A 25,309-nucleotide genomic window follows, 5' to 3' on the forward strand; every position below is an offset into this window, starting at 1 on the left:
ACCAGACGATTTAACCGCTATTTTGTGGATAGTATTAATTACGATCAATCACACGTCTCTAACGCCTCGTTGCAGGCCCCAAACGACCAACGTAAACACAGCTGAAGCGGCAAAAAATCCGGCCATGACCGAGCCACTCGTACCTAAAACGGCATAGCCAACGGCGCTCACAATGGCAACTAATACGGCATAGGGCAATTGGGTTCTGACATGCTCAATGTGATCGCAGCCAGCCCCTGTTGATGACAAGATGGTGGTGTCAGAAATTGGTGAGCAATGATCGCCAAACACCGAACCCGCCAACACGGCGGCTAAATAAGGCAGCATCATGACCAGATCGGTAGCTGCCGCCATATCACCAGCAATGGGTAACATGATGCCAAACGTGCCCCAGCTGGTGCCGGTTGAAAAAGCCATCAATCCGGCTAACACAAACAGCAACACAGGTAACCAGTTGGTCCCCATGCTATCGCCAACAAAGGAGGCCAAATAGGTGCCGGTTTTTAAGTCACTGATAACCGAGCCTATACACCACGCAAAAAACAACACAATAATGGCGCCTTTCATCGACGCAGCGCCCAATGTAAAGCTGCGCCCAAGCTGCTTAACCGTTGGTCGTTGTCGTAGCAGCATCATTACAGCAACGGCCAAGGCAATAACGCCACCAATAACGAGTGATAAGCCCACATCTGTATTTTCAAGCGCGGCCAAAGCGGTGAGTTTGTCACCGGCATTCAGCACGGCCATGGCTCCGGTAACGACTAAGCCAATTACCGTGGCAAAGACCAACGTTGCGATGGGCACCAATAAGCCCAATAAGTGGCCATTGGCAAGCGGCTCTTGTTCATCTGCTAGCGCAGAGGCATCAACCCGGCCGGTATCACCTTCCAACGCACGCCGTTCACTGTCCTTCATCGCCCCCAGGTTGATTGGCCAAATCGCCGTAACAATGACCAGGCCAATAGCAAACACGGCATAGAAATTCATCGGGATCATGGCAACAAACGCATGCAGCGGAGAGATGTCGGTTATTTGATGAGACACCAAAATGCCGCCGATCACCGCAATAATATAAGCGCCCCAACTTGAGACCGGCATCAACACGCACATTGGTGCCGCCGTTGAATCCAGCAGGTAGGCGAGCTTGGCTCTTGATGTTCTTAGTTTGTCGGTAATTGGGCGCGAGACACTACCAACGGCAAGGCTATTGAAATAATCGTCAATGAAAATCACAACGCCGAGGAAAACTGTTGTTAGGCGTGCACCTCTGGCAGTTTGGATACGTGCGATGGCCCAGTCGGCAAATGCTTGAGTCGCGCCGCTGAGCGATAACAAACTAGTAAGCATGCCAAGTAACAGTAAAAACGCAACGATGTATAGGTTCCAGGAATTCAGGCCACCGTCTGCCCAAACTAACCCACTCACTTTTTGCCATAGAATTTGTGCGCTGGCTTGCCAGTCGCCACCACCGAGCAATATCACGCCAGCAAGAATACCGATGGCCAACGATGGCACAACCCGGCGAGTCACCACAGCAGCGGTTAACGCCAGCAGGGGTGGCAATAATGACCAGGCAGACTCGGCAAAATTCATAAGGCAAGATCCTCAGAGTGATTGGCAAAAACGCTCTGAGTGTCGCATGAAATTAGTGATGGATAAAACCTAAATGCGCCGCCGGGGTATTGGAGCCTTGAGCGCATATTTACCAGCACGAGAGGCCGTTATATGGTTGCGGCCAGCTCAGCACCTTGCCGAATTGCTTGCTTGGCGTCTAATTCGGCGGCCTCGTAAGCGCCACCGATCAAATGAGGTGTTCGCCCTTGGGCCACTAATTCGTCATGTAAATGTCGCTCTGGCTGTTGGCCCGCACACACCACAATATGATCAACCGCGAGTATTCGCGCTTCACCGTCTATTTCTAGGTGCAAACCTTGATCATCGATTTTCTGATATTGAACACCTGCCAACATTTGCACGCCGTGCTTTTTTAGCGTTTCACGATGGATCCAGCCGGTGGTTTTACCTAGCCCAGCGCCAACCTTGGTGGTTTTTCGTTGCAGTAAGTAAACCTGTCGCGCGGTCGTTAATTCAGCCGCCGCTTCGGCAAGCCCGCCGCGTTGCTCTAGCGAGGCATCAATACGCCACTCGGCCAGCCATTGCTGAGGCTGGGGCTTGGGGCTTGAGTGCTGATGCACCAAGTATTCCGCCACATCAAAACCAATACCGCCGGCACCAATAATCGCGACGCGCTCTCCAACGGGAATCTTGTCTTTTACAACTTGCAAATAACTCAACACACTTGGGTGATCAATACCATCAATCAGCGGCATACGAGGCTGGATACCCGAAGCAATAATCAACTCATCAAAGTCGTGCTCGGCCAGTGAATCAGAAGTCTGTGATTGTCCCAATAGGCGCGTCACTTTTAGTTGTGTTAAACGTTCATCAAAATAACGCAGGGTATGATAGAACTCTTCTTTACCTGGAATTTGTTTAGCGATATTAAACTGGCCGCCAATTTCGTTAGCCTTGTCCATCAGTACAACATCATGGCCGCGCTCCGCGGCATAGCAGCTGAACGCTAGTCCGGCAGGACCTGCTCCAACGACCCCGATTTTTTTCGGCTTGCTGGCTGGTGTCATGACTAATTCCGTTTCATAACACGCTTGTGGGTTGACCAAACACGAAGCGCGCTTACGTTTGAACACATGATCAAGACACGCCTGATTGCAGGCAATGCAAGTATTAATGAGGTGAGCTTCATCGCGGGCTGCTTTGTTTACGAACTCAGCATCCGCCAACATGGGGCGCGCCATCGACACCATATCGGCTTGCCCACTTTGCAAAATCTGCTCAGCAACCTGAGGATCGTTAATTCGGTTTGTCGCAATCAAGGGTACCGAAACATGGGGTTTGAGCTTCTCCGTCACCCAACTAAAGGCCGCTCTTGGCACACTGGTAGCAATGGTGGGAATACGCGCTTCATGCCAGCCGATGCCGGTATTAATAATGGTGACACCACATGCTTCTAGCGCTTGTGCCAGTTCTATCACTTCAGGCCAAGAACTACCCTGTTCAACTAAATCGAGCATGCTCAGACGAAAAATAATGATGAAATCGGTACCCACTTTGGCGCGCACTGCAGCAACAATTTCAGTGGCCAGCCGTGACCGGTTGGTAAAATTCCCGCCCCATTGATCTGTGCGCTGGTTCGTTCGAGCACAAAGGAATTGGTTAATGAGATAGCCTTCGGAGCCCATGATCTCGACCCCGTCGTAGCCAGCCTTTTGCGCCAATCTGGCCGTGTTAGCAAAGTCTTTAATTGTTTTGTTAATGCCCCTTGCCGACAATCCTTTGGGCTTAAACGGGCTAATGGGGGCTTTAAGTGCACTAGCGGAAACATTTAATGGATGGTAGCCATAACGGCCTGCATGAAGAATTTGCAGGCATATTTTACTGCCTGCTTGATGCACCGCTTGGGTTACTTTGCGGTGCTTAGCCACTTGCCAAAAGAAACTGAGTTGGCAGCCATCAGGCGCCAAGCGCCCGCGAAAATTTGGCGCAATGCCGCCGGTCACAATCAAACCAACCCCACCTTCAGCGCGCGCTTTATAAAAGGCGGCGAGTTTGTCAAAGCCCCCGCGCTCTTCTTCCAGCCCCGTATGCATTGAGCCCATTAGCACTCGATTACGTAGAGTCGTAAAACCTAAATCAAGTGGTGCCAGCAGATTTGGATAAGGTTGTGATGTGTTCATATCAAATTTTTGTTATTGATTTATAAGCACAGAAACTAGCACTGGTCGTACCAGATAAAAACCACAAATTTAGCAGTGTGTGCGGCAGATTACATTTATTTACAACTTAGAGTGGCCGTGACAATCGTGCCAAGTTAAAGTTGCGTTATCAAAAAAGCTAACAAATTTAGTTAGTAGTACAGGCGAGTAACCCTATATATGACGTTAATCCGACGATTTTTCCAACTTTGTTGGCGTACCCTGAACTGGGTTCGAAAAGCACTGATAAATATTGTTTTTTTGGTCATCGTAATCGGCTTTATTGTAGCTATTAGCTCACAAGATAAAGGCCCTCAATTTGAAGAAGGCGCGCTCGTGCTGTCCCTTGATGGACGCATCGTGGAACAAACCCGCGCCATCGATCCCATGGCTCAATTCTTCCAAGAAGCCCTTGGTTCGAAAGATGAAGAGCCAGAAATTTTGCTAGCCGATGTCGTTCGCGTCATTGAAAGTGCTCGCCACGATAAGCGCATTACCGCGTTAGTGATTGATGCCAGCCAGATGCGACCGAGTGGATTAAGCAAGCTTCGTGAAATCAGCACTGCTCTGGAACAATTCAAAAAAGCTGACAAGCCAGTCATTTCAATTGGCGACTGGTACAGCCAAGATCAATATTACCTCGCAAGCCAAGCGGATTCGGTGCTAATGAACCCCAATGGCATGTTGATGTTAGAAGGTTACGGCTCTTATCAGTTGTTCTTTAAATCCATGCTGGAAAAGCTAAAAATTAACACTCACGTGTTCCGTGTCGGTACCTTCAAATCGGCCGTTGAACCCTTTATTCGTGATGACATGTCGGATGAGGCTCGCCTAGCCAATCAGGTATGGCTTAACGATTTGTGGCAAATCTACTTGAGTGATGTGTCCACTAGTCGCGGTTTGGCGAAAGAAGAGTTGGAGCAATCGATTCACAACTACGCCAAGCTCATGGAGCAGCACAACGGTGACACTGGCCAGTTAGCGCTCGCCATGGGGTTAGTCGACGAGCTAACCACACGCCCTCAAATGCGTAAATTTGTTGGTGACTTGGTCGGCTTCGACGAAGAACATAAGTCATTCAAACAAATCCACTTTAGCGATTACCTAGATATCACCAAACTCGATATTCAGCCGCCAATCGCGCAAGACAAAGTCGGTATCGTCGTTGCGAAAGGTACCATTCTTAATGGCAACCAGCCGGCCGGCACCATCGGTGGTGATAGCACCGCACGCTTACTGCGTCAGGCTCGTTTAGATGATGATGTGAAGGCTGTGGTATTGCGCATCGATAGCCCGGGCGGTAGTGCCTTTGCTTCGGACATCATCCGCGAGCAAATCGAAGAGCTGAAAAAAGCCGGTAAGCCAGTAGTTGCCTCGATGAGCAGCACTGCCGCATCTGGTGGTTATTGGATTGCCGCACCAGCCGATAAAATCATTGCCTCGCCAGCCACAATCACCGGCTCGATCGGTATTTTCGGCATGCTCACCACTTTTGAGAACAGTCTTGATCATATTGGTGTTCACGCCGATGGCGTTGGTACCACACCATTAGCGGGCTTTAGCCCTGCTCGCCCGCTTGACGAAACCTTCGAGCGTATCATTCAGCAAAGCATTGAACATGGTTATCAACAATTCTTAGAGTTGGTCGCAAGCAATCGTGAGATGACCGTTGAGCAAGTTGATGAAGTGGCACAAGGCCGCGTTTGGAGTGGCATGCGCGCCAAAGAGCTTGGCTTGGTTGATGAGCTGGGTGACTTGAATGCTGCCATCACCGCTGCCGCGGAGCTTGCCGGGCTGGAAAAATACGACAGCAGCGTGGTTGAAAAGCCGCTGTCCGAGCGTGACAAACTGTTACAAGCCATTTTTGGTCAAGCGCAAGCCATGCTGCCTGCGCATACGGCGCAGTCTGACGGCCTGTCACCACTGCTGAAATTCGCCAAGCAAGTATTGGCACACCCTGCGCTAACCGCGCAATGGGATGATCCCGGCCATACCTACGCTTTGTGCTTACAGTGCGGTAGCTAAAACAAGCATTGAAAGCACATCAAAAAAGAGTCCGAAATCGGGCTCTTTTTTATTGTTATCTCGCTAAAAATGAATAAGCTGCAAGCGCAACCATAACTCATAAGAACAGTGCCATGAAAAAACGAATCTACATTGCTTATACCGGCGGAACGATTGGCATGCGGCCATCATCTGGTGGCTATGTACCAAGCCCTGGCCATTTGGTCGAGGCACTTGCCAACATGCCTGAATTTCATCGTGATGAAATGCCCAGCTTTGAGATTCATGAATACGTGCCTTTGGTTGACTCATCAGAAATGCAGCCCGCTGACTGGCAGCGTATTGCTGACGATATTCAGCGCCACTACGAGCAGTTTGATGGGTTCATTGTGTTGCACGGCACCGATACCATGGCGTATACCGCGTCAGCCCTGTCATTTATGCTCACCAACTTGGCAAAGCCTGTGATCGTGACAGGCTCTCAGATCCCACTGGCAGAGCTGCGCTCAGACGGTCAAACCAACTTGCTGAATGCACTGTATCTCGCAGCTTATTACCCGGTGGCTGAAGTTTGTTTATTTTTCAACAATACCTTATTCCGCGGTAACCGCTGTAGCAAGGTAGATGCCGACGCCTTTGATGCATTTGGCTCGCCAAACTATCCATCGCTTATTGATGTCGGCATTGATGTTAAAGTTAAAGCCGGCGAAGTCGCATCAACATTGGTGGCAGAGCCGCTTACTGTGCAAGCCATCAGCCCTCAACCCATTGGCCTGGTGCGCTTGTATCCGGGGATCATGCCGGAGCTTATCGAGAATATTTTGCAGCAGCCTGTCAAAGCACTTATTTTGCAAAGTTATGGCGTTGGCAACGGACCAGGAAATCAGCGGTTGCTCGACGTACTCACCGAAGCCGACCAAAACGGCATTGTGGTGGTTAACACCACACAATGTTTGAAAGGTCATGTAAATATGGCGGGCTATGCATCAGGAAACAAACTGGCGCAAACGGGAGCAATATCCGGCCATGACATGACCATTGAAGCCACGCTCACTAAACTGCACTTTTTGTTAAGCCAAGATTTACCGCAGGCAGACGTGAAACAACTCATGCAAAAAAACCTACGCGGCGAACTCAGCCTCCCCGCGTAGTTGCGTGTCAGCACTACGGGTTGCCTTTTGTTGTCAGCATCAACAAAAGGCACACAGCATCATTTACAGGTCGTTTCGTGTTAGCCAGACAGCATAGAGTTAAAAGCCCGAGACAAGTTCCCTTGTGAGTGACAATTTGAGGCAGGTTTAACGCGTGATACCAAACCGTCGTAATCGTACAAGCTCCCCGATGAAATTGGCGTTATATAGCGGACTCATTGCAGCAGTCATCGGCCTGATTGCATTTACACTGAGTTGGAATTTATTCGATGTGTTAAACGGCCCCTTGCCCGGTTATCGGGTATTGCTATTTCCGGGCAACTTGACGCTTACCTACATTTGGCATCCGTTGTTTTCTGAGGAGGTCAATTTCTGGCCCAAACTCACGATGCTGTTGTTCGGTCAGTTTACGGTGGTGAGTGTTACCGTTGGCTGTATTGCGCAGGCAAGTGCTTGGTTTAAAAGCCGGCCGGATTAACAAAGGAGCGGTATCACCGCCAGTTTGCAGGAAAAGTTCAACCAACTGGCGGTCACGTGGGATTGTTTACGGCTTAAAACGAGCGATATCATCATCGCCGGAAACAGGATTGTCTGAAAACTGAGTTTTAAGAGCTTGCTTGGATTTCACATTCAGCTCGCCACCCGCGGCAACCGTCATGTGATCAGTTTGCTTCAGATTTAATGCTTGGTAGGCAATCACAGCTTGCAAGCTATGCTCTTTTTGCTCGGCGCTCAGCGGTGTGCCATCGGCCCATTTACCGAGTTCGACGGCAGTTTTTAGTTTGTCGTAGATGTCAGGCGTCATGGCGCTTACTAATTGCTCAACGGACATACTCACAACTCTCTCCTTAGCTTACTAATATCAAGCTTATGATTTGCTTTTCACTTTTTGCACCACCATAAAGATGCGCATCGACAGGTACCAGACCAAGCCTGTGACACCAACTATTTGTCCAGCTAACGGCATCCAAATATAGGTTTCATGATCCCCAAGAAAATACATTAACACGCCAGTACAAAACAGCAGCATGGCCACAAACGACTGCGTCATTAGGCTTTGCGAGCGTTTAATTTTGGCAATGTCGCGGCGAGCATCTAACTGGCCTTGTGTCAGGTTTTCAAAATCTGCTTTGCAATGGGGGCAGCTTTTCGCCTTGCTCGATATTTTTTTAGAGCACAAGGCACAGTCAACTAAAGCCATGGATTTAACCTGTAAAACGAAAACAGGGGCCATCATAACGGCCCCTGTTGTGGTTAGGCAAGCGAGCTTAATCGCTCTGTTTTTGCCAATAGTCTTTGACGGTTTGTTTCATCTCGCGTGACAACATCAGCAAACCAAACAAGTTTGGAAGCGTCATCAAGACAATGGCCACTGCGGCCAAATCCCAAATTAGCGAGGTATCGGCAAACGATGCCCAGAAGAATCCAGACACATAAATCACTCGATATGGCATCACACCACGAACACCAACCAGGTAGATCATGGCGCGATCACCATAGTACGACCAGGCAATAGCCGTGGAGAACGCAAACAACAATAAGCCTATGGACACAACGTATTGGCCGTAGTCACCCAGGTATCCTTGGTTAAAGGCAATCGTGGTTAAACGAGCCGAGTGCACCAGAGAGTCACCCCATACCGTTAAGGATAGAGGCGCACCATCTTGTTTAGGCGTGATTAAACGGCCTTTTTCAACCGCTAGCTCTCCGGTAAACGGCACACCGCCAACGCGATATTCAATATTTTCCGCAACTGAACGAGCCGCAATCAAGGTTGCATCACCTGACATCGAACGACCATCAGCAACAATCAAGGTACCAGTAAACGTGTCCACTTCACTGTCTTGGCCGTTGAGGAATTTACCAAGCTCAACACGATCATGTTCATCAACATCATTGTATTGGCCGGCCACGTATTTCATGTCCGAGCGGTCAAATTCGTTGTTGTGCTTTTGTGTCCACACACCTGACGACAAGATCACCATACCCGTTAAGGTACAGATGATAATGGTGTCGATGAACGGCTCTAAAATAGAAACCATGCCTTCAGACACAGGCTCATCGGCTTTGGCCGAGGCGTGCGCAATTGGCGCGGAGCCCTGACCTGCTTCGTTGGAGAACAAGCCACGGTTTACACCACGATTAAAAGCGTAAGCAAAAGAGGCCCCCAAGAAACCGCCAACAGCAGCGGAGCCAGTAAAGGCATCTTCAAAGACCGATAAGAATGACGGCAGCAAATTTTCGATGTTATAAGCAATAACGGCCAGAGCGCCAAGCACGTATAGCACCGCCATAATGGGCACAATGCGCGAGGTCACCGCGGCAATACGTTTAATGCCACCTAAAATAACTAAGGCTAACAGCACCGCCAAAACGCCGCCGGTTACCATCGGCTCGATGCCAAACGACGCTTGCATGCCCTGAGCAATGTTATTGATTTGCGGCAGACTGCCGGTACCGAACGAACTAATCACCGTAGCGATGGCGAAGATAATCGCCAACCACTTCATGTTTAAGCGACGATCCATGAAATACATGGGTCCACCGGCCATGGTGCCATCAGTCGTTTTTACCCGGTATTTGTGAGACAAGGTCACTTCAACAAATTTAGTAGTCATGCCGAAGAACGCGGTCATCCACATCCAGAATAAGGCTGCTGGGCCACCGAGAAAGATGGCGAACGCAACACCACCAATATTACCGGTACCCACAGTGCCCGACAAAGCGGTCGATAGCGCCTGAAAGTGACTGGTGTCACCAGCTAATTTGCTGTGATCGAATTTACCTTTGCCGCGCACCACTCGCCATGCATGGCTAAAATAGCGGATTTGCGGAAAACCCAAGTAAAGCGTGAAGAATAAACCCGTGCCGAGTAATAAGTACGGGAAATAAGCGGCAGATCCCAGCACACTGTCAAGTGCCAAGATCCATTGACGTAACGTTTCCAAAAGAAAACTCCCTGATTTTTTATTTTGTAAGAATTATGTGATCTAACTGTCGTCCGTCACGTTACACAGAATCGCCTCGTTATTAAAGCCGCAGCGCCAGCTTGCAATGAAATTTGGCTATTTACGGGTGTCACAATTTCGCACCATTAATCACTAATAATGACCAGTTCGAACAACTTTTAAGCGAAGGCAACAAAATCGTCATAGAAGGTGTTGACAGGCACCGGACATGGCTTTAAGATTCGCCCCGCTTTCGCGATTTATGTCGTGAAAAAGCAATTCCCCAGTAGCTCAGTTGGTTAGAGCGGTGGACTGTTAATCCATGTGTCGTTGGTTCAACTCCAACCTGGGGAGCCACATTTTTAGATTCGGCTCCGGCGGAATCAAAACAAGTTTATTCCTCCATAGCTCAGTTGGTAGAGCGACGGACTGTTAATCCGCAGGTCACTGGTTCGAGCCCAGTTGGAGGAGCCACATCGAAAAAGCCCGCTCATTGAGCGGGCTTTTTTGCTATTAAGCTACGGCTAAGTTAAGCGTTGAACTGCAGCGTTCGATCATCAAACAGCCAAGGCCACTTGTAGTGCCCCTGCCCGTCAAGAAAGACTAAAACGTGAGTTCGTTAATCTTAATCCTTTAATGACAGTAATTGACGGTATACCGCTTCATTGCCTTCGGCCATTACCTGAATACTGAACTCGTCCAACATAAGCTGCCGGCCTTGTTGACCTAACTTACTGCGCAGTTCGTGGTCTGCCATCACCTTTAAGATCAATGCAGTTAGTTCAGGGATTTCACCAGGCGTCATCAAATAGCCATTCACATCGTCTCGAACCGCCTCTGGAATGCCTCCCGCTCGGCCTGCAATAACCGGCACACCGCATGCGCTTGCTTGTAACAAACTGACACCAAGGCCTTCTTTAAACGCGGGGTGAACAACCAGATCTAACCCAGGTAATAGCGACGGCATATCAGTACGAAAACCGGCAAAATGAACTTTTGACGTCAATCCAAACTGATTCACCATTTCGCGCAGCTTGGCCTGTTCTGGCCCTTTGCCAAAAAAGATGACATTCACTTGAGGAAGTTGCTGCAAAATTTCTGGCAATGCGTGCAGTAACGTGTGGTGACCTTTGCGCTCGATAAGCTGCGCGATGACGCCAATGTTCAAGCTATTTTGAGGTAATTCGAATTCTTTCTTTAGGCGCGCACTGGCTGTTTCATCGGGCTGAAATTTATCGGTATCCACCGCGCTACGAATGGTTTTGACGTGTTCGGGCTGGACCCCTTCGCTTAACAGTACCTGCCGAATGCCTTCTGAAATAGTGATCACTTGTTGGTAACCGTGATATTTCCACCGTGCAAACCAACCCGGTTCAGTGTTATCAACACGGCGCGACACAATCGCTCGGATCCCTGCTTTTTTGGCTGCCAACAAGCCGAACAAGTCAGCGCCTCGGCGCGATTGCACGTGCAATAAGTCGATCTGATGTTGTTTAATCAAGCGGGCTAATCGGAACACTAAGCCAACATCAATGTCGCCGTTCATGGGCACTTCTAAAACCTGAGCCACAGCGCTTGCTGATTGAGCAATGTCACTGCCCGGCGGACACGCTAAGTAGTATTCAATATCGGAGTGTTGCAGCGCCTGCAAAATATAAAAGACTTGCTGCGCTCCGCCATATAGATGTCGGCCGGCTTCAAGGTGAAGCACTCGCATTGGTTTACTAGAACTAGTGGCCATGACGTAGCTCACTTAATTGCTGCAATTCAGCCATGACTTGATCTGCGGTTATTTGTTCTAAGCAGGTAAACGCACCATCGCATGTGGGTCGACGTCGGCAAGGCGAACAATCCAAATCATGATAAATCACACGAGCGCCCACCCATCCCGTATCAAGGTAAGGTCGGGTTGAGCCAAACAGCGCCACCACAGGTGTTTTCTGGGCGATGCATAAATGCGTCAGGCCAGTATCCACGCCAATCGCCATGCGACCTTGTTGAATAATAGCTGCGGTTTCTGTCAGGCTGGTTTGCCCCACTAAATTCACGATGTGCTCACTCGCAGCGGCCAGCTTTTCGGCATGTTCTTTATCGCCCGGCCCGCCGAGCATCACCAGTGGCATGTCGTATTTTGCTGCAAACTGCTCCGCTAGTGCGAACCAATGTTTGTCAAACCAATGCTTTTGCGGCCGCGTAGTAAACGGCAAGATCAATCCATAAGGGCCATTGATTCCAGCTTGCAGCAGTTTGTAACGCGCTTCGCCGAGTGTCGCGCCCTTAATACCAATCGTCATGCGGAAATGGTTATCATCATCGGCTCCCAAGTAGCGGGCCATTTGGCGATACTCGGAGCTGATCCGCGGATCATTGTTGAGCTTCTCAATGGCATCGGTCAGCAACCAATGGGATTTTTCTTTCGACTTAAAGCCAAAGCGTTGTTTCGCACCAGACAACCAAGCGAGAAAACTACTTTTCAGCAGGCCTTGTATTTCAACAGCCGTATCAAAGTTTTGCGAGTGGAGTTGCTGGCGAAATTCGCCAATAGCATTCCACAGTTGCTTGTATTTTTTAGCTTTCCATAATTGCTGCCATTGTTGCCGCGGCCAAACGATGATCTGATCAATACCGTCGGTTTCTTTGAGCATTTGCTGTGCGGCAGGTTCAGCCAACCAAGCGATATGGGCATTTGGATAACGACTACGAAGCGCTGGAACAATACCCGATGCCATGATGACATCACCAATGGCACTGAGCCGGACGATAAGAATTCGCTGCATGAAAATTGTGCGCCTAACGGGTTACCTCTCCATTGGAACAACAAGGAGGTAAGCAAAACGATGAGGGTATGATACGATCGCCGCTTGTAATCAACAAACCTAATGGCCCCGCCGCAGCAAATTCTACCGCCATGATTGTCAGACTTTGTTATTCCACACTGCTATTTCTTGCCTTGCCGATCATTTTGGGTCGTCAATTGTGGCGTTCGCGCCAAGATGCTGGCCACCGCCAACGTTGGTCGGAACGATTGGGTTTTGTTGCCCCGTTGGATCGAACTAACGGCCGCATCATCCATTTTCATTTGGTCTCAGTGGGTGAAACCTTGGCGGCGTTGCCACTTCTTAACTTGTGGTTAAAGCAACACCCGACTGATCAGGTACATGTCACTTGCATGACGTTAACGGGTTCACGTGAAATACAAAAGCGGCTAGGCGATCAAGTTAGTCACAGCTATTTGCCCTACGATCTGCCAATGGCCATGAGCACGTTCTACCGAAGGATCCCAGCGGCGGTCACGGTCATTATGGAAACGGAGCTTTGGCCCAATTTGTTGTACCAAGCCAAACGTCATCAGGTCAAAACCTTGGTGATGAACGCTCGACTGTCAGAGCGCTCTTTTAATCGTTATGGTCGTTGGCCTGTGGCAACCCAGCACCTACTGGCTCCAGTCAATCTGATTTGCTGCCAAAACCAAGCAACGCTCGATCGGTTTGCCGCACTGGGAGCCCGCAGCAACCAATTACAGCTTACCGGCAATTTAAAATTTGATATGGACATTGCCGATGACTTATTGGAGCGCGGCAACACGCTACGCATAGAATTAGGCGAAAAACGCCCTATTTGGATTGCTGGCAGCACCCACGATGGCGAAGACGACATATTGCTGCAAGCCCACGCCTCCATTTGCCATCGTCATCCCGACGCACTACTCATTTTGGTGCCAAGGCACCCCGAGCGGTTTGATCAAGTAGCCAAACTGATTAGCCAACACAACCTGTCATTTGAACGCCGCAGTAACCACGACGTATCCGGGCAACAACTACACACCGCAAATGTACTGCTCGGCGATACCATGGGCGAATTGATGGTGTTGTATCGAGCGGCTGATATTGCTTTTGTTGGTGGCAGCTTAGTTGAGCGTGGCGGTCATAATCCGTTAGAGCCAGTCGCATTGACCCGGCCAGTCGTAAGTGGCCGTCATGTATTTAACTTTACCGAAGTGTACCAAATGCTTGATGAACAACAGGCGGTGCGCTGGGCAAACGACGCACCAGCACTGGCAACAGCGGTAACCACACTATTGACAGATGCCGCGCAAGCGAACGACATGACATTAGCAGCCAGCCAAGTATTAAGTCGCCATCAAGGCGCAAAAGAGAAAACTCAAGCGGCGATTACGTCACTGCTAGACGAGTGACAGCAACACGTTAGCCGAGGTTGGCCACCGGTGAACCACCCGAATAAGATTGAGCTTGGCGGTACACCGTTTCTAACCGAGGCACCGACGAACAAGGGCTAAAACTTTTGCAATAAAGCTTAAAGCCAGCTTCTGCTTTTTGCTGCAGTTGTTCGGGCTGCGCTTGGTATGCTTTTATCAGTTGTTCCGCCAACCCCTGTACATCGCCCGGCTCAGTCAACCAAGCTTGCTGCTCGGTGAGAAAATCCTTGGGGCCTTCAGTACGTGTACTGACAATCGCAAGACGCTGTGACATCGCCTCAATTAACACCATACCAAACGGTTCGCTGGTTGATGGCAAAACGAACACATCAAATTCTGAGAATGCTTTACTAATGTCGGATACCCAAGGCTTCAGGTGAACATGCTCAGCAAGACCACAAGTACGGATCTGCTGATTTAGTGCATACACGTCAGGCCCATCGCCCGCTATGGTCAATGCCACCGGCACGCCTTGTTGGTGACAAAGTGCCACAGCATTAATTAAATGGTGATAACCCTTTTTCTGAATCAACCGCCCCATAGCGAACAATCGTACCGGTTGCTGATAGCTGCGCGGTTGCAACAATGGTTTGAGGCGAGTGAAGTTACCAATAACATCAACACGGTCATTCTCAACGCCGTGGGCGATAAGATACGCTCGGTGAGCTGGCGTCAGCGCAATCAGACGGTCAGCGTGAGCATAGCGTTTAACATTGCCATAATTGTGCAGGGTAACGACTAACGGAATACCGAGTCGTTGCGGGGTTGTTGCCAGTAAGGACATGGCCTTACGTAAGTGGGCATGGACCACGTCGGGCTGAATTTCTGCCAGCAAACAAGCCAAACGCCAACGCGCCAGCGGACTGTAGCGGCAAACCACAGGAAGCCGGTGCAAACGGATGTTGTCATGACGTAATTTGTTGGCCCATAAAAATTCGGGGTGAACAACTGCCTCCACCATATGACCGCGATCAGCAAGCGCCAAACTGGTGTCAACAAACACCCGCTCGGCTCCACCAACGGCTTTATTCATCATGATTTGGCAAATTCTCAAGTTTCAGCTCCCCACGCTGTTACCGCGCCAAATGGTAACAGCTCTCAGTTTCAGGTAAAGGCTTGGATAGTACATTGCTCATAAAATGGTAACGACCTCATAGGAGTAGCTCACAAAACCAGTTATCATGCTGGCGGTTTAAAAATAGGCTAGTTGGTCCTTGCTGTATGTTATAACAGCAAATTTTAGTCAATTGAGATAATGTCAGTAACCTCATTACTGATGCGTTTGATGGCTAGCGCTACGACCACCGAGCCCACAATAAAAGCAAAGGAAATCTGCAATATGTCGGCAGTTGCGAAACTAAAACTAACTACTTGGGTTCTGTTTGCACTTTGTGCGATTGTGATGCTGATCATCACCATCATGAATCTTAACCAAGCGCTGCAAAGCGATGGCCAGCGAGCATTGCAAATGGCTCGCGGCATTATTATCGATACCACGACGTCAGCCCCTGACTGGCAACCGCTTGAACGTCAATTTGCGCTTTACCAACTGACCATTACCGATCTTGATAGCAATCAAACCTTGTTGGACTACCAACGTCCGGTGAGGTTCACTATGCCCGCCAGCCTACTCTCTAATTTAACGATTGACGGTCACCACAACATTACCGTGCGCGGTTACAACGTTCAGTTGTCGTTAGATCACAGCAGCGCCCTCGCTCAAACTGCCAATACCATTTTGTTTTGTTTTATCACCCTGACGGCATTGGCAGTCCTGCTCAGCCTATTGTTGCAGCGCGGCAACCGGCAGCAAGTCAAGCTTGATCATCAAAACCTCGAAGCTGCCCTGCTCAAAATCAGTAAACTTGAAACCCACGCAGTTCTGCCTGAGACCACCAGCGAGGCGATGAAACAACTCGATAAGCCACTGAGCTTAGTGGTTCAAAAAGTTGTCACGCCGTTATTAGTAAAAAATGAAGAAATCGCGACGTTACAACGCCACGCCTTCCACGATGATTTAACCGGTTTTGGTAACAAGAACCTGTTTAAAGAAGAAATGATGCATTTGCTGCAGCAATCATCTGTCACCAATTATGGTTTGCTGGTGATCATGCGAGCCAATGCGTTGGGTGCTATTAATGATGAATCCGGCTACGCGGCTGGCGATGATTACATCAAACAATTGGTAACCGTGATTGAAGGTGCCACCGCCCATTTCCAACGATTCAGCTGCTATCGCTTAAACACCAGCGATCTGGCTGTGGTCTTTAATTTTGAAGCGAAAAAAGAACATCAAAAAATTGCCCAGCTTTATACCGGCCTGATCAATGAATTAGCGCGCAAACTGGGTAAAGAAGAGTTGGCCAATGTTGGCATCACCGACTTTCAATCGGGTGACAATGTCAGCGAATTATTGGCTCGATGTGATAATGCGCTTAGCTTAGCGACCACCCGCAGCGGCAATAGCTGGCACTTTAGCGATAGTCCAATCAGCCAAGCCGAGCAAGGCAAGCAACAATGGCGCTCCGTTATTCTCAACATTATTGAAGAAAGTCGCGTCACGCTTTACGGTCAGCCACAAATGGCCTTGAACGATAACACCAGCGTATATACCGAATTACAAGCCCGCTTTGTTGATGCCAACGGTGAGCCCTTGTCCACCGCCAGTTTGATTGCGCAAGCACAAAGCAATGACTTGATGATTCAATTGGATAAAACCATCATCGAGCATGCGGTTGAGTTAGCGCGCAACACCGCTCCTTATACCGATAACTACGCCATTAACTTGTCGAACAGCAGCATCATGGATGCTCATTTCTGTATTTGGTTAGAACGGCAGTTGTTACGTGATCCTTCCATTACCCGCCGATTGGTGTTTGAAGTCTCCGAGCATGGTTTGACCTCGGACATTTCCGCTGGCCGTCGAATCATCGATATCATTCATCGAGTGGGTGCTCGTTTTACCATTGAGCACTTTGGCACGTCGATTTTGTCGTTGAAGTATTTCCGCGAGCTAAATCCAGACTGGGTCAAACTCGATGCCAGTCACACCGCCGAGCTAGAACAAGATCGCAAGCTGCAATACTTCATTCGTACGCTTGTCGACATCACCCACCAAATGGGCGTCAGAGTGATTGCTGAAGCGGTAGAAACGGTTGAGCAAAAACAATTGCTCGACACCTTGAATATCGACGTAATTCAAGGCTATTTCGTGGGTAAGCCTGAGCCTATAGAATCACCCGACGAAACCACCATCAGCTTTGAAAGCTAAGCCACTAAGCGCTTAGCTCGATCGCCGGTGTTGACTGACCAGCACGCCGGCGAAAATCAAACCACAGGCCAGCAACTGCACCAACGTTAATTTTTCACCCAAGATCAGGTAAGCAAACAACAGGGTAAAAATTGGGATGAGGTTGGTAAACGCCGTTGCTCGGCTCAATTCAATATGGGCGATGGCTGTGTTGTACAGCAAATAAGCCCCAAGCGTTACGCCAACCCCAAGGTACAAGGTCGCCATCATCGATACATCAAAGCTTAATGGTGGGATCCCAACATACACGGCCATCGGCATAAAGAAGATCGTACCGGCGAATGCCTGTAACGCAGTAAGTGAAATGGGTGAATAACGTTGCGATAGTTTTTTCAGACACAGGCAATACACCGCAGCGCAAGCCATGGCCGCAAGCTCTAGTGCATTGCCCAACAGCGGATTACTAGCATGCTCACTTTGCTCCGCAAACCCACTCAAGATAGCAACGCCCACAAACGCAATACCAAAGCCGCTCACGGCAATTCGATTCAAGCGCTCACCTAATACGACAAATGCTGCCAGCGCTACCATTGGCGGCAATAAAGAGGTAATCATCCCTGCCTGTGAAGCTGACGTATACTGAAGCGCTAGGCCTTCGAGCATGAAATAAAGGCAGGGCTCAGCAAGCGACATCAGTAGTAGCAATTTCCAGTCACCGGCTTGGTATTGGAAATGGCGCAATTTTGGCCACATCAGCAAGAAGCACACGCTAGCTGCGACCATGCGCAAAAAGATAACCACCATTGGCGGGTAATCGGTGAACGCTATTTTCAGTGCAATAAACGAGCTGCCCCACAACAAGGTGGCAAGCACCAGCGCTAATACCGGAAGAAGTGGGTTATTTTTCATGCAATTGACTGTCATTTGGGCGAAAAGGCCGGCAACCATACCAGCTCTAAACAGGAAGACAAAATCCCTGCTCTCAGCTGGTTGTTATCAGGCTGTCAAAATCGGATAATAGCCGGGTTTTATAGCCCGCTAAACAATAATTTGGGGGAACATGGGCGACTACCTGCTTCTGATCATTGCAACGGTACTGGTCAACAATTTTGTGCTGGTCAAATTCCTTGGCTTGTGTCCTTTTATGGGCGTATCGAGCAAACTGGAAACCGCGATTGGCATGTCGCTGGCAACCACCTTTGTGTTGACGCAGGCCTCGGCAACGTCTTATCTGGTTGAGCATTACCTGCTGGTTCCCCTATCGCTTGAGTTTTTGCGCACCATGGCGTTCATTCTCGTGATTGCCGTGGTGGTTCAAGTCACCGAAATGGTGGTGCAAAAAACCAGCCCATCGTTGTACCGGTTGCTGGGCATCTTTTTACCCTTGATCACCACCAACTGTGCAGTACTGGGTGTGGCGCTCCTCAATATCAACGAACAACACAGCTTTATTGAATCATTGTTGTATGGCTTTGGCGCTGCCGTTGGTTTCTCGTTAGTACTGGTACTTTTTGCTTCGATGCGCGAACGCATTGCTGCGGCCGATGTGCCCTTGCCTTTTCGAGGCACGGCCATTGCGATGATCACCGCAGGCCTAATGAGCCTCGCCTTTATGGGCTTTACCGGGTTGGTGAAACTGTAATGGATGCCGTGTTTCTCGCCTTAATCGCGCTCGGCGCGCTTGCCCTGTTATTTGGTTTAGCGCTCGGTTACGCCGCCATCAAATTCAAAGTTGATGAAGATCCAATTGTCGATCAAATCGACCAATTGCTACCGCAAACGCAATGTGGCCAATGTGGCTACCCCGGTTGTAAGCCCTACGCCAAAGCCATTGCCGATGGTGATGAGATTAACAAGTGCCCACCAGGTGGCGATGCAACCATCAAACGCTTAGCCGATTTATTGGGCCGAGAAGCCAAGCCTCTCAATGACGCCCATGCGGGTCCAGATATTAAAACTGTGGCATACATTCGTGAAGATGAGTGCATCGGCTGCACCAAGTGCATTCAAGCTTGCCCAGTCGACGCTATTGTTGGCGCCGCGCGCCAAATGCACACTGTGATTGCCGATGAGTGCACTGGTTGTGATTTATGCGTTGAGCCTTGCCCTGTGGACTGTATCGACATGCTACCAGTGACACCAACCGTGCAAACGTGGCAGTGGCAACTAAACGAAATTCCAGTGAAACAAATCACAACCGAAGCCGCAGTAAATGGTGGTAGCGCCAAATGATTGATGTAAAACAGCTACTCACAACAGACAAACTCTGGGATTACAAAGGCGGCGTATTCCCCAAATACAATAAAGAGCAGTCACGTCAGCTGCCCATTCAGCCTTATTGGATACCGCCAGTGGTGCGCATACCGGTTCGCCAGCACATTGGCCAATCCGGCCACATTAACGTGACTGAAGGCGAACGAGTGCTAAAAGGTCAGCTCCTGACTGAACCAACGCATGGTATGGCCGTGCCCGTACACGCGCCAACGTCTGGGATTATTGAATCTATTAGTCAAGGCGCAGCCAATCACCCTTCGGGCCTTAGTGAGCTGACATTAACGATTCGCTCGGATGGTAACGATGAATGGCGGCCACGCCAGCCATATGCCAATGCTGATGAACTGTCGAACGACGACTTGCTGCAACTCATTCGTTATGCTGGCATTTCCGGTATGGGAGGCGCAGGTTTTCCAACTGAAATTAAATTGACGCCCGTTGCCGACATCAAGTTACTGCTGATGAATGGGGCTGAATGCGAACCATACATCAGTGCCGACGACACCTTAATGCAAGCTCACGCCAATGAGGTTGTGCAAGGTATTCTGCTAATGGCAAGGCTGCTTGACCATCCAGTGGTGGTGATCGCAATTGAAGATGACAAGCCTGAAGCCATCGAGGCCATGACTCAAGCAACCGCCGACTATGATCAAATCCGAGTACGCTCCATTCCTGCTAAGTATCCGTCTGGTGGTGAACGCCAACTGATACAAATCATTACCGGCGAGGAAGTGCCCCACTCAGGGATCCCTGCAGATTTAGGTATTGTGGTGCAAAATGTTGGCACCGCCCATGCGGTTGCTCGCGCGGTTTATCACGATGAGCCACTCATCTCTCGGGTCGTGACTCTGACCGGTCAACGGGTGTTAAAGCCAGCTAATCATTGGGTACTGTTGGGCACGCCAATCGAAGACTTGCTTCATCATCACGGCCTCGATGAGTTATCACAGGTGATTGTTGGCGGCCCGATGATGGGGTATCAATTGCCAAAACTTTCCGGGCCAGTGATCAAAACAACCAACTGTTTGATTGTACCCGGTCAAAATGAACTTTCATCACCAGATAATCAAGTGCCTTGTATACGCTGTGGCAGTTGCGCTGACGCCTGCCCGGTCAACCTATTACCGCAACAATTGCATTGGTACGCGCTCGCCGAAGATCACGAAAAGCTCAGCGAACACAATCTAAATGACTGCATTGAATGCGGTGCTTGCGCTTATGTTTGCCCAAGTGAAATCCCACTTGTACTTGAGTATCGCCAAGCTAAAGCGGCGATCCGGGCGAGCAAACAAGAGCAGTTAAAATCAGAACGAGCCAAACAACGCTTTGAAAGTCGCAACTTACGTTTAGAGCAAGAAAAAATAGCTCGAGCGGAAAAACATCAGCAAGCAGCCCAAGCTCGCCTCAAAGCCATGGCCGAGCGCGAACAACAAGCCAGCGCGCCAGCTGCTACCGATGATAAAAAATCAGCCGTAGCTGCGGCCTTAGCCCGTGCCAAAGCCAAAAAAGCAGGCGCAGTAAGCGCCCCACCCAAAACAGTAGTTGATGAAAGCGGTCAAACCATCCCTGATAACCGCGATGTGGCCGCCCAGCGGGAAGCACGTAAAGCAGAAGCAAGAGCCCGCAAAGCACAAAAGGCTGCGCAGGCCGTTCAAGATTCAGGTGCAACGCCAACTGAATTGCCCGCAGATAGCGCACAACAAAGCGCCGACGTTCCTGCAGCCGATAACAAAGCAGCTCGCGTTGCTGCTGCCGTGGCTCGTGCTAAAGCAAAACGCCAAGCGCAACAGACTCAAGCTGACGACTCAGTTGAACAACCAGCGGCAAACCTAACCGAACAAGTGACCGGTAAACCTGCGGCCGATGATAAAGCCGCTCGCGTTGCTGCTGCCGTGGCTCATGCTAAAGCGAAACGCCAAGCGCAACAGACTCAAGCTGGCGACTCAGTTGAACAACCAGTAGCAAACCTAACCGAGCAAGTGACCGATAAACCTGCGGCCGATGATAAAGCCGCGCGTGTTGCTGCTGCCGTGGCTCGTGCTAAAGCAAAACGCCAAGCGCAACAGGCTGAAAACCAACGTTCACCTGACGCCACACCACGCAGTAAGGATCAATCTGACTCATGAATTTATTGAGCTCTCCGTTTACTCGCCAATCGCTAAAAACCCATGAACTCATGCGCATGGTGATTTTATGCTGCATTCCTGGCATTGCGATCCAGTGGTACTTTTTTGGCTGGGGTAACCTGATTCAAATCATGCTAGCAGTCAGTGCTTGCTGGGTGACCGAGGCTGTCATTCTCATCATGCGAGCACGCCCCGTCTTTCGTATTACCCGCGACAGCAGCGCTTTGCTCACTGGCGTGTTACTGGGTATTGCACTACCACCGTTTTTACCTTGGTGGATGACCGTAATTGCTGCGGTATTTGCCATTGGCGTGGTCAAGCATTTATATGGCGGCCTAGGAAATAACCTGTTTAACCCTGCGATGGCCGGTTACGTATTGCTGCTTATTTCCTTCCCTGTTGCCATGACAAGTTGGCAACCCGTGGTGGCGCAGGCGCAGCATCAAATGGGCTTATGGGACAGCCTCAATCTCGTATTTACAGGTTTTAGCAGTGACGGTTATTCGATACAGCAAGCTAGAATGACACTTGATGGCATCACTGCAGCAACGCCTTTGGACACCATTAAAACCGACTTGCGACAAGGTTTAACACTGGACGAAAGCCAACAAAACCCCGTCTTTGGTGTATTCGCCGGCGCCGGTTGGGAATGGGTCAATCTGGCATTTTTACTGGGTGGTTTGTACCTAATTTACCGCCGCGTCATTAGTTGGGCAATTCCTGGCGGCATGCTGTTAAGCCTGTTTGTGATTAGCGGAATTAGCTTTGCTTTCCAACCTGACGGGGCAGCCTCTCCCATGATGCATCTGTTCAGTGGCGCCACCATGCTGGGGGCATTTTTCATTGCCACCGATCCGGTTTCAGCTTGTACCACGGTTAAAGGTCGATGGATATTTGGCGCGCTCATCGGTGCGATGGTTTACGCGATTCGAACGTGGGGCGGTTACCCAGATGCTGTCGCATTTTCAGTCTTACTAGCCAACATGAGTGTGATGTTGATTGATTACTACTGCAAACCCAGAACCTACGGCCATAAGGAGCGTCAATAGTGAATACGATTGGCAAAAACGGCTTGGTCTTGGCGTTATTCGCACTCGTTTGCACCGGTTTGGTCGCGGCTACTTTTGTGATCACTGCGCCCGATATTAAGCAGGCGGAGCTCGATAATAAATTTAAAGTATTGAATCAGGTCATTCCGCACCAGTTGCACGACAATAACCTCGCCGAACATTGTTTTATGGTACAGGATGATCATTTACTCGGTGGCATAGCCCCTCAGCAAGCCTACCTAGCAACGCTTGGCGATGAAGCCACCGCTGTGGCCATAGAAACTACCGCACCCAACGGCTATACGGGCAATATCGATCTCATTGTTGGTCTCAACACTCAAGGTGAAATATTGGGCGTGCGCGTGCTACAACATAAAGAAACGCCAGGCCTTGGCGATAAAATTGAGCGCCGAAAAAGCGATTGGATTGACAGTTTCATGGGTAAAACCGTTACTGACCGCAAAGATCCTGCGTGGGCAGTCCATAAAGATGGCGGCCAATTTGATCAGTTCACCGGTGCGACAATCACGCCCAGAGCAGTTGTCTCTGCGGTAAAAAATGCGGTTCTCTTTTATCAGGCTAATGCTGACATGTTGTTGAGTGCCGATGCCAATTGTGAGGACGGATGATGAATCAATTACTTGATATCAGTTGGCTGGGCCTTTGGAAAAACAATCCGGCCATGGTTCAATTGCTGGGTCTTTGTCCATTACTGGCTGTTTCGTCGACGGTTATTAACGGTCTCGGGTTAGGCATTGCGACCACCTTAGTTCTGCTGGGTTCAAATGTGACCGTGTCCTTGGTCCGTCAGTGGATCCCTAAAGAAATTCGGATCCCAGTATTCGTGATGATCATCGCAGCATTCGTCACCACTGTGCAGCTGCTGATGAATGCCTACACCTATGACTTGTATTTGGCGCTGGGCATTTTCATTCCACTCATTGTGACAAACTGCGCCATTATCGGTCGCGCTGAAGCATTTGCTTCTAAAAATGCACTTCTGCCATCGGCGCTCGACGGGCTCATGATGGGTGTAGGCTTTAGCTTGGTACTGGTTGCTATTGGCGCTATTCGTGAACTGCTAGGGCAAGGCACCTTGCTCGTTGGCGCCGAGAACTTGTTCGGCCCCGCTGCCGCGGGTATGACGATACAGCTGCTTGAGTTTGACCAAGAGTTTCTAATTGCCCTACTGCCGCCTGGCGCCTTTTTGGTGATGGGCTTTTTAATCGCACTGAAGAACATTGTTGATAACGCGGCGGCTGAACGACAAAAACGCCATCAGCCAGCACCTACCATTGAGCGGGTTCGAGTCAGTGGCAACGCAGAATAATCATCATGAATAAAGAAAAACGACGAGAGATCCTGACGCGTTTACGCGCAGCCAACCCAGAACCAACAACCGAGTTAAATTTTTCCTCGCCATTTGAACTGCTCGTGGCGGTCACCCTGTCAGCCCAAGCTACGGACGTTGGTGTAAACAAAGCAACCGACAAGTTGTTTCCGGTCGCCAATACACCGCAAGCGATTTGGGATCTGGGTGTTGACGGCCTGAAGAAATACATTAAAACCATTGGCCTGTTTAACACCAAAGCAGAAAACGTCATTAAAGCCTGTCGCATGCTGCTCGATCTTCACAGTGGCGAAGTGCCAGAAAACCGAGAAGCGCTGGAGGCGTTACCCGGCGTTGGCAGAAAGACCGCTAACGTCGTCCTGAACACAGCCTTTGGCTGGCCGACAATTGCGGTCGACACTCATATCTATCGCGTGTCCAACCGCACCAAGTTTGCAATGGGCAAAAATGTCGACCAAGTCGAACAAAAATTACTGAAAGTGGTGCCCGCTGAATTTAAGGTTGATGTACACCATTGGCTCATTCTGCACGGCCGCTACACTTGTGTTGCCAGAAAACCACGGTGCGGTAGCTGCATCATTGAAGATTTATGTGAATTCAAAGAAAAAACTGAAATTTAAGGAGCCACCATGCGCGTATTACACAGCATGATTCGAGTGGGTGATTTGCAGCGTTCTATCGATTTTTACACCAAAATCATGGGAATGGAGCTGTTACGCACCAATGAAAATAAGGAATACGAATACACCCTCGCCTTTGTCGGCTACGGTGATGAAAGTCAAGGGGCTGTCATTGAGCTGACCTACAACTGGGGAACAGAGAGCTACGATCATGGCAATGCCTTTGGCCATATCGCAATTGGCGTGGAGAATGTTTACGCAACGTGCGACAGCATTCGAGCGGCAGGCGGCAACATCACGCGCGAGCCTGGCCCAGTTAAAGGCGGCACCACTGAAATAGCCTTTGTTGAGGATCCCGATGGTTATAAGTTGGAGCTAATCCAAAATAAAAATGCCAGCGTGGGGCTTGGCTGAACACCTTGAGTAACGCATAAAAAAGCCAGCTTCAATCGCTGGCTTTTTTTATCGCGCTGTCCCGTCCTGAAATAGGTTTACACATTGGAGACCTATGATGGAAAAGCGAATCCCTTCAAAAACAAAGCGCACT

The 25,309-nt window shown here is 49.7% G+C and carries 22 protein-coding genes and 2 tRNA genes; 15 read left to right on the forward strand and 9 right to left on the reverse strand.

The window, feature by feature from the left end:
• Positions 1-48: 48 nt before the first annotated feature.
• Both K0504_RS06510 and K0504_RS06515 read right to left on the reverse strand, forming a co-directional pair.
• Positions 49-1,593: a Na+/H+ antiporter NhaC family protein gene (locus K0504_RS06510; protein WP_220103366.1), complete on the reverse strand. Its 1,545-nt coding sequence runs from the start codon at positions 1,591-1,593 to the stop codon at positions 49-51.
• 128 nt (positions 1,594-1,721) lie between these two features.
• The gene (locus K0504_RS06515) at positions 1,722-3,755 is read right to left on the reverse strand and encodes an oxidoreductase (protein ID WP_220103367.1); all 2,034 of its coding nucleotides are present in this window, start codon (positions 3,753-3,755) and stop codon (positions 1,722-1,724) included.
• 198 nt (positions 3,756-3,953) lie between these two features.
• On the opposite strand from K0504_RS06515, the gene sppA reads away from it, so the two are divergent.
• From sppA to K0504_RS06530, 3 genes are all read left to right on the forward strand, one after another.
• On the forward strand, positions 3,954-5,798 hold the full coding sequence (gene sppA, locus K0504_RS06520; protein ID WP_220103368.1) for a signal peptide peptidase SppA: 1,845 nt from the start codon (positions 3,954-3,956) through the stop codon (positions 5,796-5,798).
• 113 nt (positions 5,799-5,911) lie between these two features.
• Positions 5,912-6,928, forward strand: coding sequence for an asparaginase (ansA, locus tag K0504_RS06525; protein WP_220103369.1), 1,017 nt, complete (start codon positions 5,912-5,914; stop codon positions 6,926-6,928).
• Positions 6,929-7,118: 190 nt separating this feature from the next.
• Positions 7,119-7,406 (forward strand): hypothetical protein, encoded by a 288-nt coding sequence (locus tag K0504_RS06530; RefSeq protein ID WP_220103370.1) that lies wholly within the window; start codon positions 7,119-7,121, stop codon positions 7,404-7,406.
• Between the two features lie 66 nt (positions 7,407-7,472).
• Here the strand turns inward: K0504_RS06530 and K0504_RS06535 are convergent, their stop codons facing one another.
• The 3 genes from K0504_RS06535 to K0504_RS06545 all read right to left on the reverse strand — a co-directional run bounded on the left by K0504_RS06535 (position 7,473) and on the right by K0504_RS06545 (position 9,876).
• A complete protein-coding gene (locus K0504_RS06535; RefSeq protein WP_220103393.1) occupies positions 7,473-7,760 on the reverse strand; it encodes a YeaC family protein in 288 nt (95 codons plus the stop codon).
• A 36-nt stretch (positions 7,761-7,796) separates the two neighbouring features.
• Positions 7,797-8,129 carry a zinc ribbon domain-containing protein gene (locus tag K0504_RS06540; protein WP_220103371.1) on the reverse strand — a complete coding sequence of 111 codons (333 nt, stop codon included), beginning with the start codon at positions 8,127-8,129 and terminating at the stop codon, positions 7,797-7,799.
• Positions 8,130-8,196: 67 nt separating this feature from the next.
• Positions 8,197-9,876, reverse strand: coding sequence for an alanine/glycine:cation symporter family protein (locus K0504_RS06545; protein WP_220103372.1), 1,680 nt, complete (start codon positions 9,874-9,876; stop codon positions 8,197-8,199).
• A gap of 280 nt (positions 9,877-10,156) precedes the next feature.
• Between K0504_RS06545 and K0504_RS06550 the strand changes: the two genes are divergently transcribed.
• Positions 10,157-10,233: transfer RNA gene (locus tag K0504_RS06550), tRNA-Asn, on the forward strand.
• Between the two features lie 41 nt (positions 10,234-10,274).
• Positions 10,275-10,350 (forward strand) — tRNA-Asn (locus K0504_RS06555).
• Between the two features lie 151 nt (positions 10,351-10,501).
• Here K0504_RS06555 and K0504_RS06560 read toward each other — a convergent pair.
• Together K0504_RS06560 and K0504_RS06565 are read right to left on the reverse strand one after the other, a co-directional pair.
• The gene (locus K0504_RS06560; RefSeq protein WP_220103373.1) at positions 10,502-11,617 is read right to left on the reverse strand and encodes a glycosyltransferase; all 1,116 of its coding nucleotides are present in this window, start codon (positions 11,615-11,617) and stop codon (positions 10,502-10,504) included.
• On the reverse strand, positions 11,607-12,653 hold the full coding sequence (locus K0504_RS06565) for a glycosyltransferase family 9 protein (protein WP_220103374.1): 1,047 nt from the start codon (positions 12,651-12,653) through the stop codon (positions 11,607-11,609). The genes K0504_RS06560 and K0504_RS06565 overlap by 11 nt, the downstream gene beginning before the upstream one ends.
• Positions 12,654-12,721: 68 nt before the next feature.
• On the opposite strand from K0504_RS06565, the gene waaA reads away from it, so the two are divergent.
• Entirely contained in the window at positions 12,722-14,071 is a 1,350-nt protein-coding gene (waaA, locus tag K0504_RS06570; RefSeq protein WP_220103375.1) for a lipid IV(A) 3-deoxy-D-manno-octulosonic acid transferase, read from the forward strand.
• A 10-nt stretch (positions 14,072-14,081) separates the two neighbouring features.
• On the opposite strand, the gene K0504_RS06575 is transcribed toward waaA, so the two are convergent.
• Entirely contained in the window at positions 14,082-15,146 is a 1,065-nt protein-coding gene (locus K0504_RS06575) for a glycosyltransferase (protein ID WP_220103376.1), read from the reverse strand.
• 285 nt (positions 15,147-15,431) lie between these two features.
• Here K0504_RS06575 and K0504_RS06580 point away from each other — a divergent pair, with 285 nt between their 5' ends.
• Positions 15,432-17,363: an EAL domain-containing protein gene (locus K0504_RS06580; protein ID WP_220103377.1), complete on the forward strand. Its 1,932-nt coding sequence runs from the start codon at positions 15,432-15,434 to the stop codon at positions 17,361-17,363.
• 12 nt (positions 17,364-17,375) lie between these two features.
• Here the strand turns inward: K0504_RS06580 and K0504_RS06585 are convergent, their stop codons facing one another.
• The gene (locus tag K0504_RS06585) at positions 17,376-18,251 is read right to left on the reverse strand and encodes a DMT family transporter (RefSeq protein WP_220103378.1); all 876 of its coding nucleotides are present in this window, start codon (positions 18,249-18,251) and stop codon (positions 17,376-17,378) included.
• A 151-nt stretch (positions 18,252-18,402) separates the two neighbouring features.
• Here K0504_RS06585 and rsxA point away from each other — a divergent pair, with 151 nt between their 5' ends.
• The 8 genes from rsxA to gloA are packed head-to-tail and all read left to right on the forward strand — an operon-like array spanning position 18,403 to position 25,176.
• Positions 18,403-18,984 carry an electron transport complex subunit RsxA gene (gene rsxA / locus K0504_RS06590; protein WP_220103379.1) on the forward strand — a complete coding sequence of 194 codons (582 nt, stop codon included), beginning with the start codon at positions 18,403-18,405 and terminating at the stop codon, positions 18,982-18,984.
• Entirely contained in the window at positions 18,984-19,574 is a 591-nt protein-coding gene (gene rsxB, locus K0504_RS06595; RefSeq protein WP_220103380.1) for an electron transport complex subunit RsxB, read from the forward strand. The genes rsxA and rsxB overlap by 1 nt, the downstream gene beginning before the upstream one ends.
• Positions 19,571-21,742: an electron transport complex subunit RsxC gene (gene rsxC / locus K0504_RS06600; protein WP_220103381.1), complete on the forward strand. Its 2,172-nt coding sequence runs from the start codon at positions 19,571-19,573 to the stop codon at positions 21,740-21,742. Before rsxB ends, rsxC begins: the two co-directional genes overlap by 4 nt.
• Complete coding sequence (gene rsxD / locus K0504_RS06605; RefSeq protein WP_220103382.1) at positions 21,739-22,791, forward strand: electron transport complex subunit RsxD; 1,053 nt, start codon at positions 21,739-21,741, stop codon at positions 22,789-22,791. Before rsxC ends, rsxD begins: the two co-directional genes overlap by 4 nt.
• On the forward strand, positions 22,788-23,420 hold the full coding sequence (rsxG, locus tag K0504_RS06610; protein ID WP_220103394.1) for an electron transport complex subunit RsxG: 633 nt from the start codon (positions 22,788-22,790) through the stop codon (positions 23,418-23,420). The genes rsxD and rsxG overlap by 4 nt, the downstream gene beginning before the upstream one ends.
• Entirely contained in the window at positions 23,420-24,121 is a 702-nt protein-coding gene (locus K0504_RS06615; protein ID WP_220103383.1) for an electron transport complex subunit E, read from the forward strand. Before rsxG ends, K0504_RS06615 begins: the two co-directional genes overlap by 1 nt.
• Before the next feature lie 5 nt (positions 24,122-24,126).
• Entirely contained in the window at positions 24,127-24,762 is a 636-nt protein-coding gene (gene nth, locus K0504_RS06620) for an endonuclease III (protein WP_220103384.1), read from the forward strand.
• A 9-nt stretch (positions 24,763-24,771) separates the two neighbouring features.
• Positions 24,772-25,176: a lactoylglutathione lyase gene (gloA, locus tag K0504_RS06625; RefSeq protein ID WP_220103385.1), complete on the forward strand. Its 405-nt coding sequence runs from the start codon at positions 24,772-24,774 to the stop codon at positions 25,174-25,176.
• Positions 25,177-25,309: the final 133 nt, after the last annotated feature.

This window comes from Neiella holothuriorum (assembly GCF_019457915.1).
Classification (GTDB): domain Bacteria; phylum Pseudomonadota; class Gammaproteobacteria; order Enterobacterales; family Neiellaceae; genus Neiella; species Neiella holothuriorum.

Excerpts from the sequence above, each read along its gene's own strand:
- K0504_RS06585 (WP_220103378.1), bottom strand. The coding sequence starts at position 18,251 with ATGAAAAATAACCCACTTCTTCCGGTATTAGCGCTGGTGCTTGCCACC.
- rsxA (WP_220103379.1), top strand. The coding sequence starts at position 18,403 with ATGGGCGACTACCTGCTTCTGATCATTGCAACGGTACTGGTCAACAAT.
- K0504_RS06580 (WP_220103377.1), top strand. The coding sequence starts at position 15,432 with ATGTCGGCAGTTGCGAAACTAAAACTAACTACTTGGGTTCTGTTTGCA.
- sppA (WP_220103368.1), top strand. The coding sequence starts at position 3,954 with ATGACGTTAATCCGACGATTTTTCCAACTTTGTTGGCGTACCCTGAAC.
- K0504_RS06515 (WP_220103367.1), bottom strand. The coding sequence starts at position 3,755 with ATGAACACATCACAACCTTATCCAAATCTGCTGGCACCACTTGATTTA.
- waaA (WP_220103375.1), top strand. The coding sequence starts at position 12,722 with ATGATACGATCGCCGCTTGTAATCAACAAACCTAATGGCCCCGCCGCA.
- K0504_RS06510 (WP_220103366.1), bottom strand. The coding sequence starts at position 1,593 with ATGAATTTTGCCGAGTCTGCCTGGTCATTATTGCCACCCCTGCTGGCG.
- nth (WP_220103384.1), top strand. The coding sequence starts at position 24,127 with ATGAATAAAGAAAAACGACGAGAGATCCTGACGCGTTTACGCGCAGCC.
- K0504_RS06560 (WP_220103373.1), bottom strand. The coding sequence starts at position 11,617 with ATGGCCACTAGTTCTAGTAAACCAATGCGAGTGCTTCACCTTGAAGCC.
- K0504_RS06540 (WP_220103371.1), bottom strand. The coding sequence starts at position 8,129 with ATGGCTTTAGTTGACTGTGCCTTGTGCTCTAAAAAAATATCGAGCAAG.
- K0504_RS06565 (WP_220103374.1), bottom strand. The coding sequence starts at position 12,653 with ATGCAGCGAATTCTTATCGTCCGGCTCAGTGCCATTGGTGATGTCATC.
- rsxC (WP_220103381.1), top strand. The coding sequence starts at position 19,571 with ATGATTGATGTAAAACAGCTACTCACAACAGACAAACTCTGGGATTAC.
- K0504_RS06530 (WP_220103370.1), top strand. The coding sequence starts at position 7,119 with ATGAAATTGGCGTTATATAGCGGACTCATTGCAGCAGTCATCGGCCTG.
- rsxB (WP_220103380.1), top strand. The coding sequence starts at position 18,984 with ATGGATGCCGTGTTTCTCGCCTTAATCGCGCTCGGCGCGCTTGCCCTG.
- ansA (WP_220103369.1), top strand. The coding sequence starts at position 5,912 with ATGAAAAAACGAATCTACATTGCTTATACCGGCGGAACGATTGGCATG.
- gloA (WP_220103385.1), top strand. The coding sequence starts at position 24,772 with ATGCGCGTATTACACAGCATGATTCGAGTGGGTGATTTGCAGCGTTCT.
- K0504_RS06535 (WP_220103393.1), bottom strand. The coding sequence starts at position 7,760 with ATGTCCGTTGAGCAATTAGTAAGCGCCATGACGCCTGACATCTACGAC.
- rsxD (WP_220103382.1), top strand. The coding sequence starts at position 21,739 with ATGAATTTATTGAGCTCTCCGTTTACTCGCCAATCGCTAAAAACCCAT.
- K0504_RS06615 (WP_220103383.1), top strand. The coding sequence starts at position 23,420 with ATGAATCAATTACTTGATATCAGTTGGCTGGGCCTTTGGAAAAACAAT.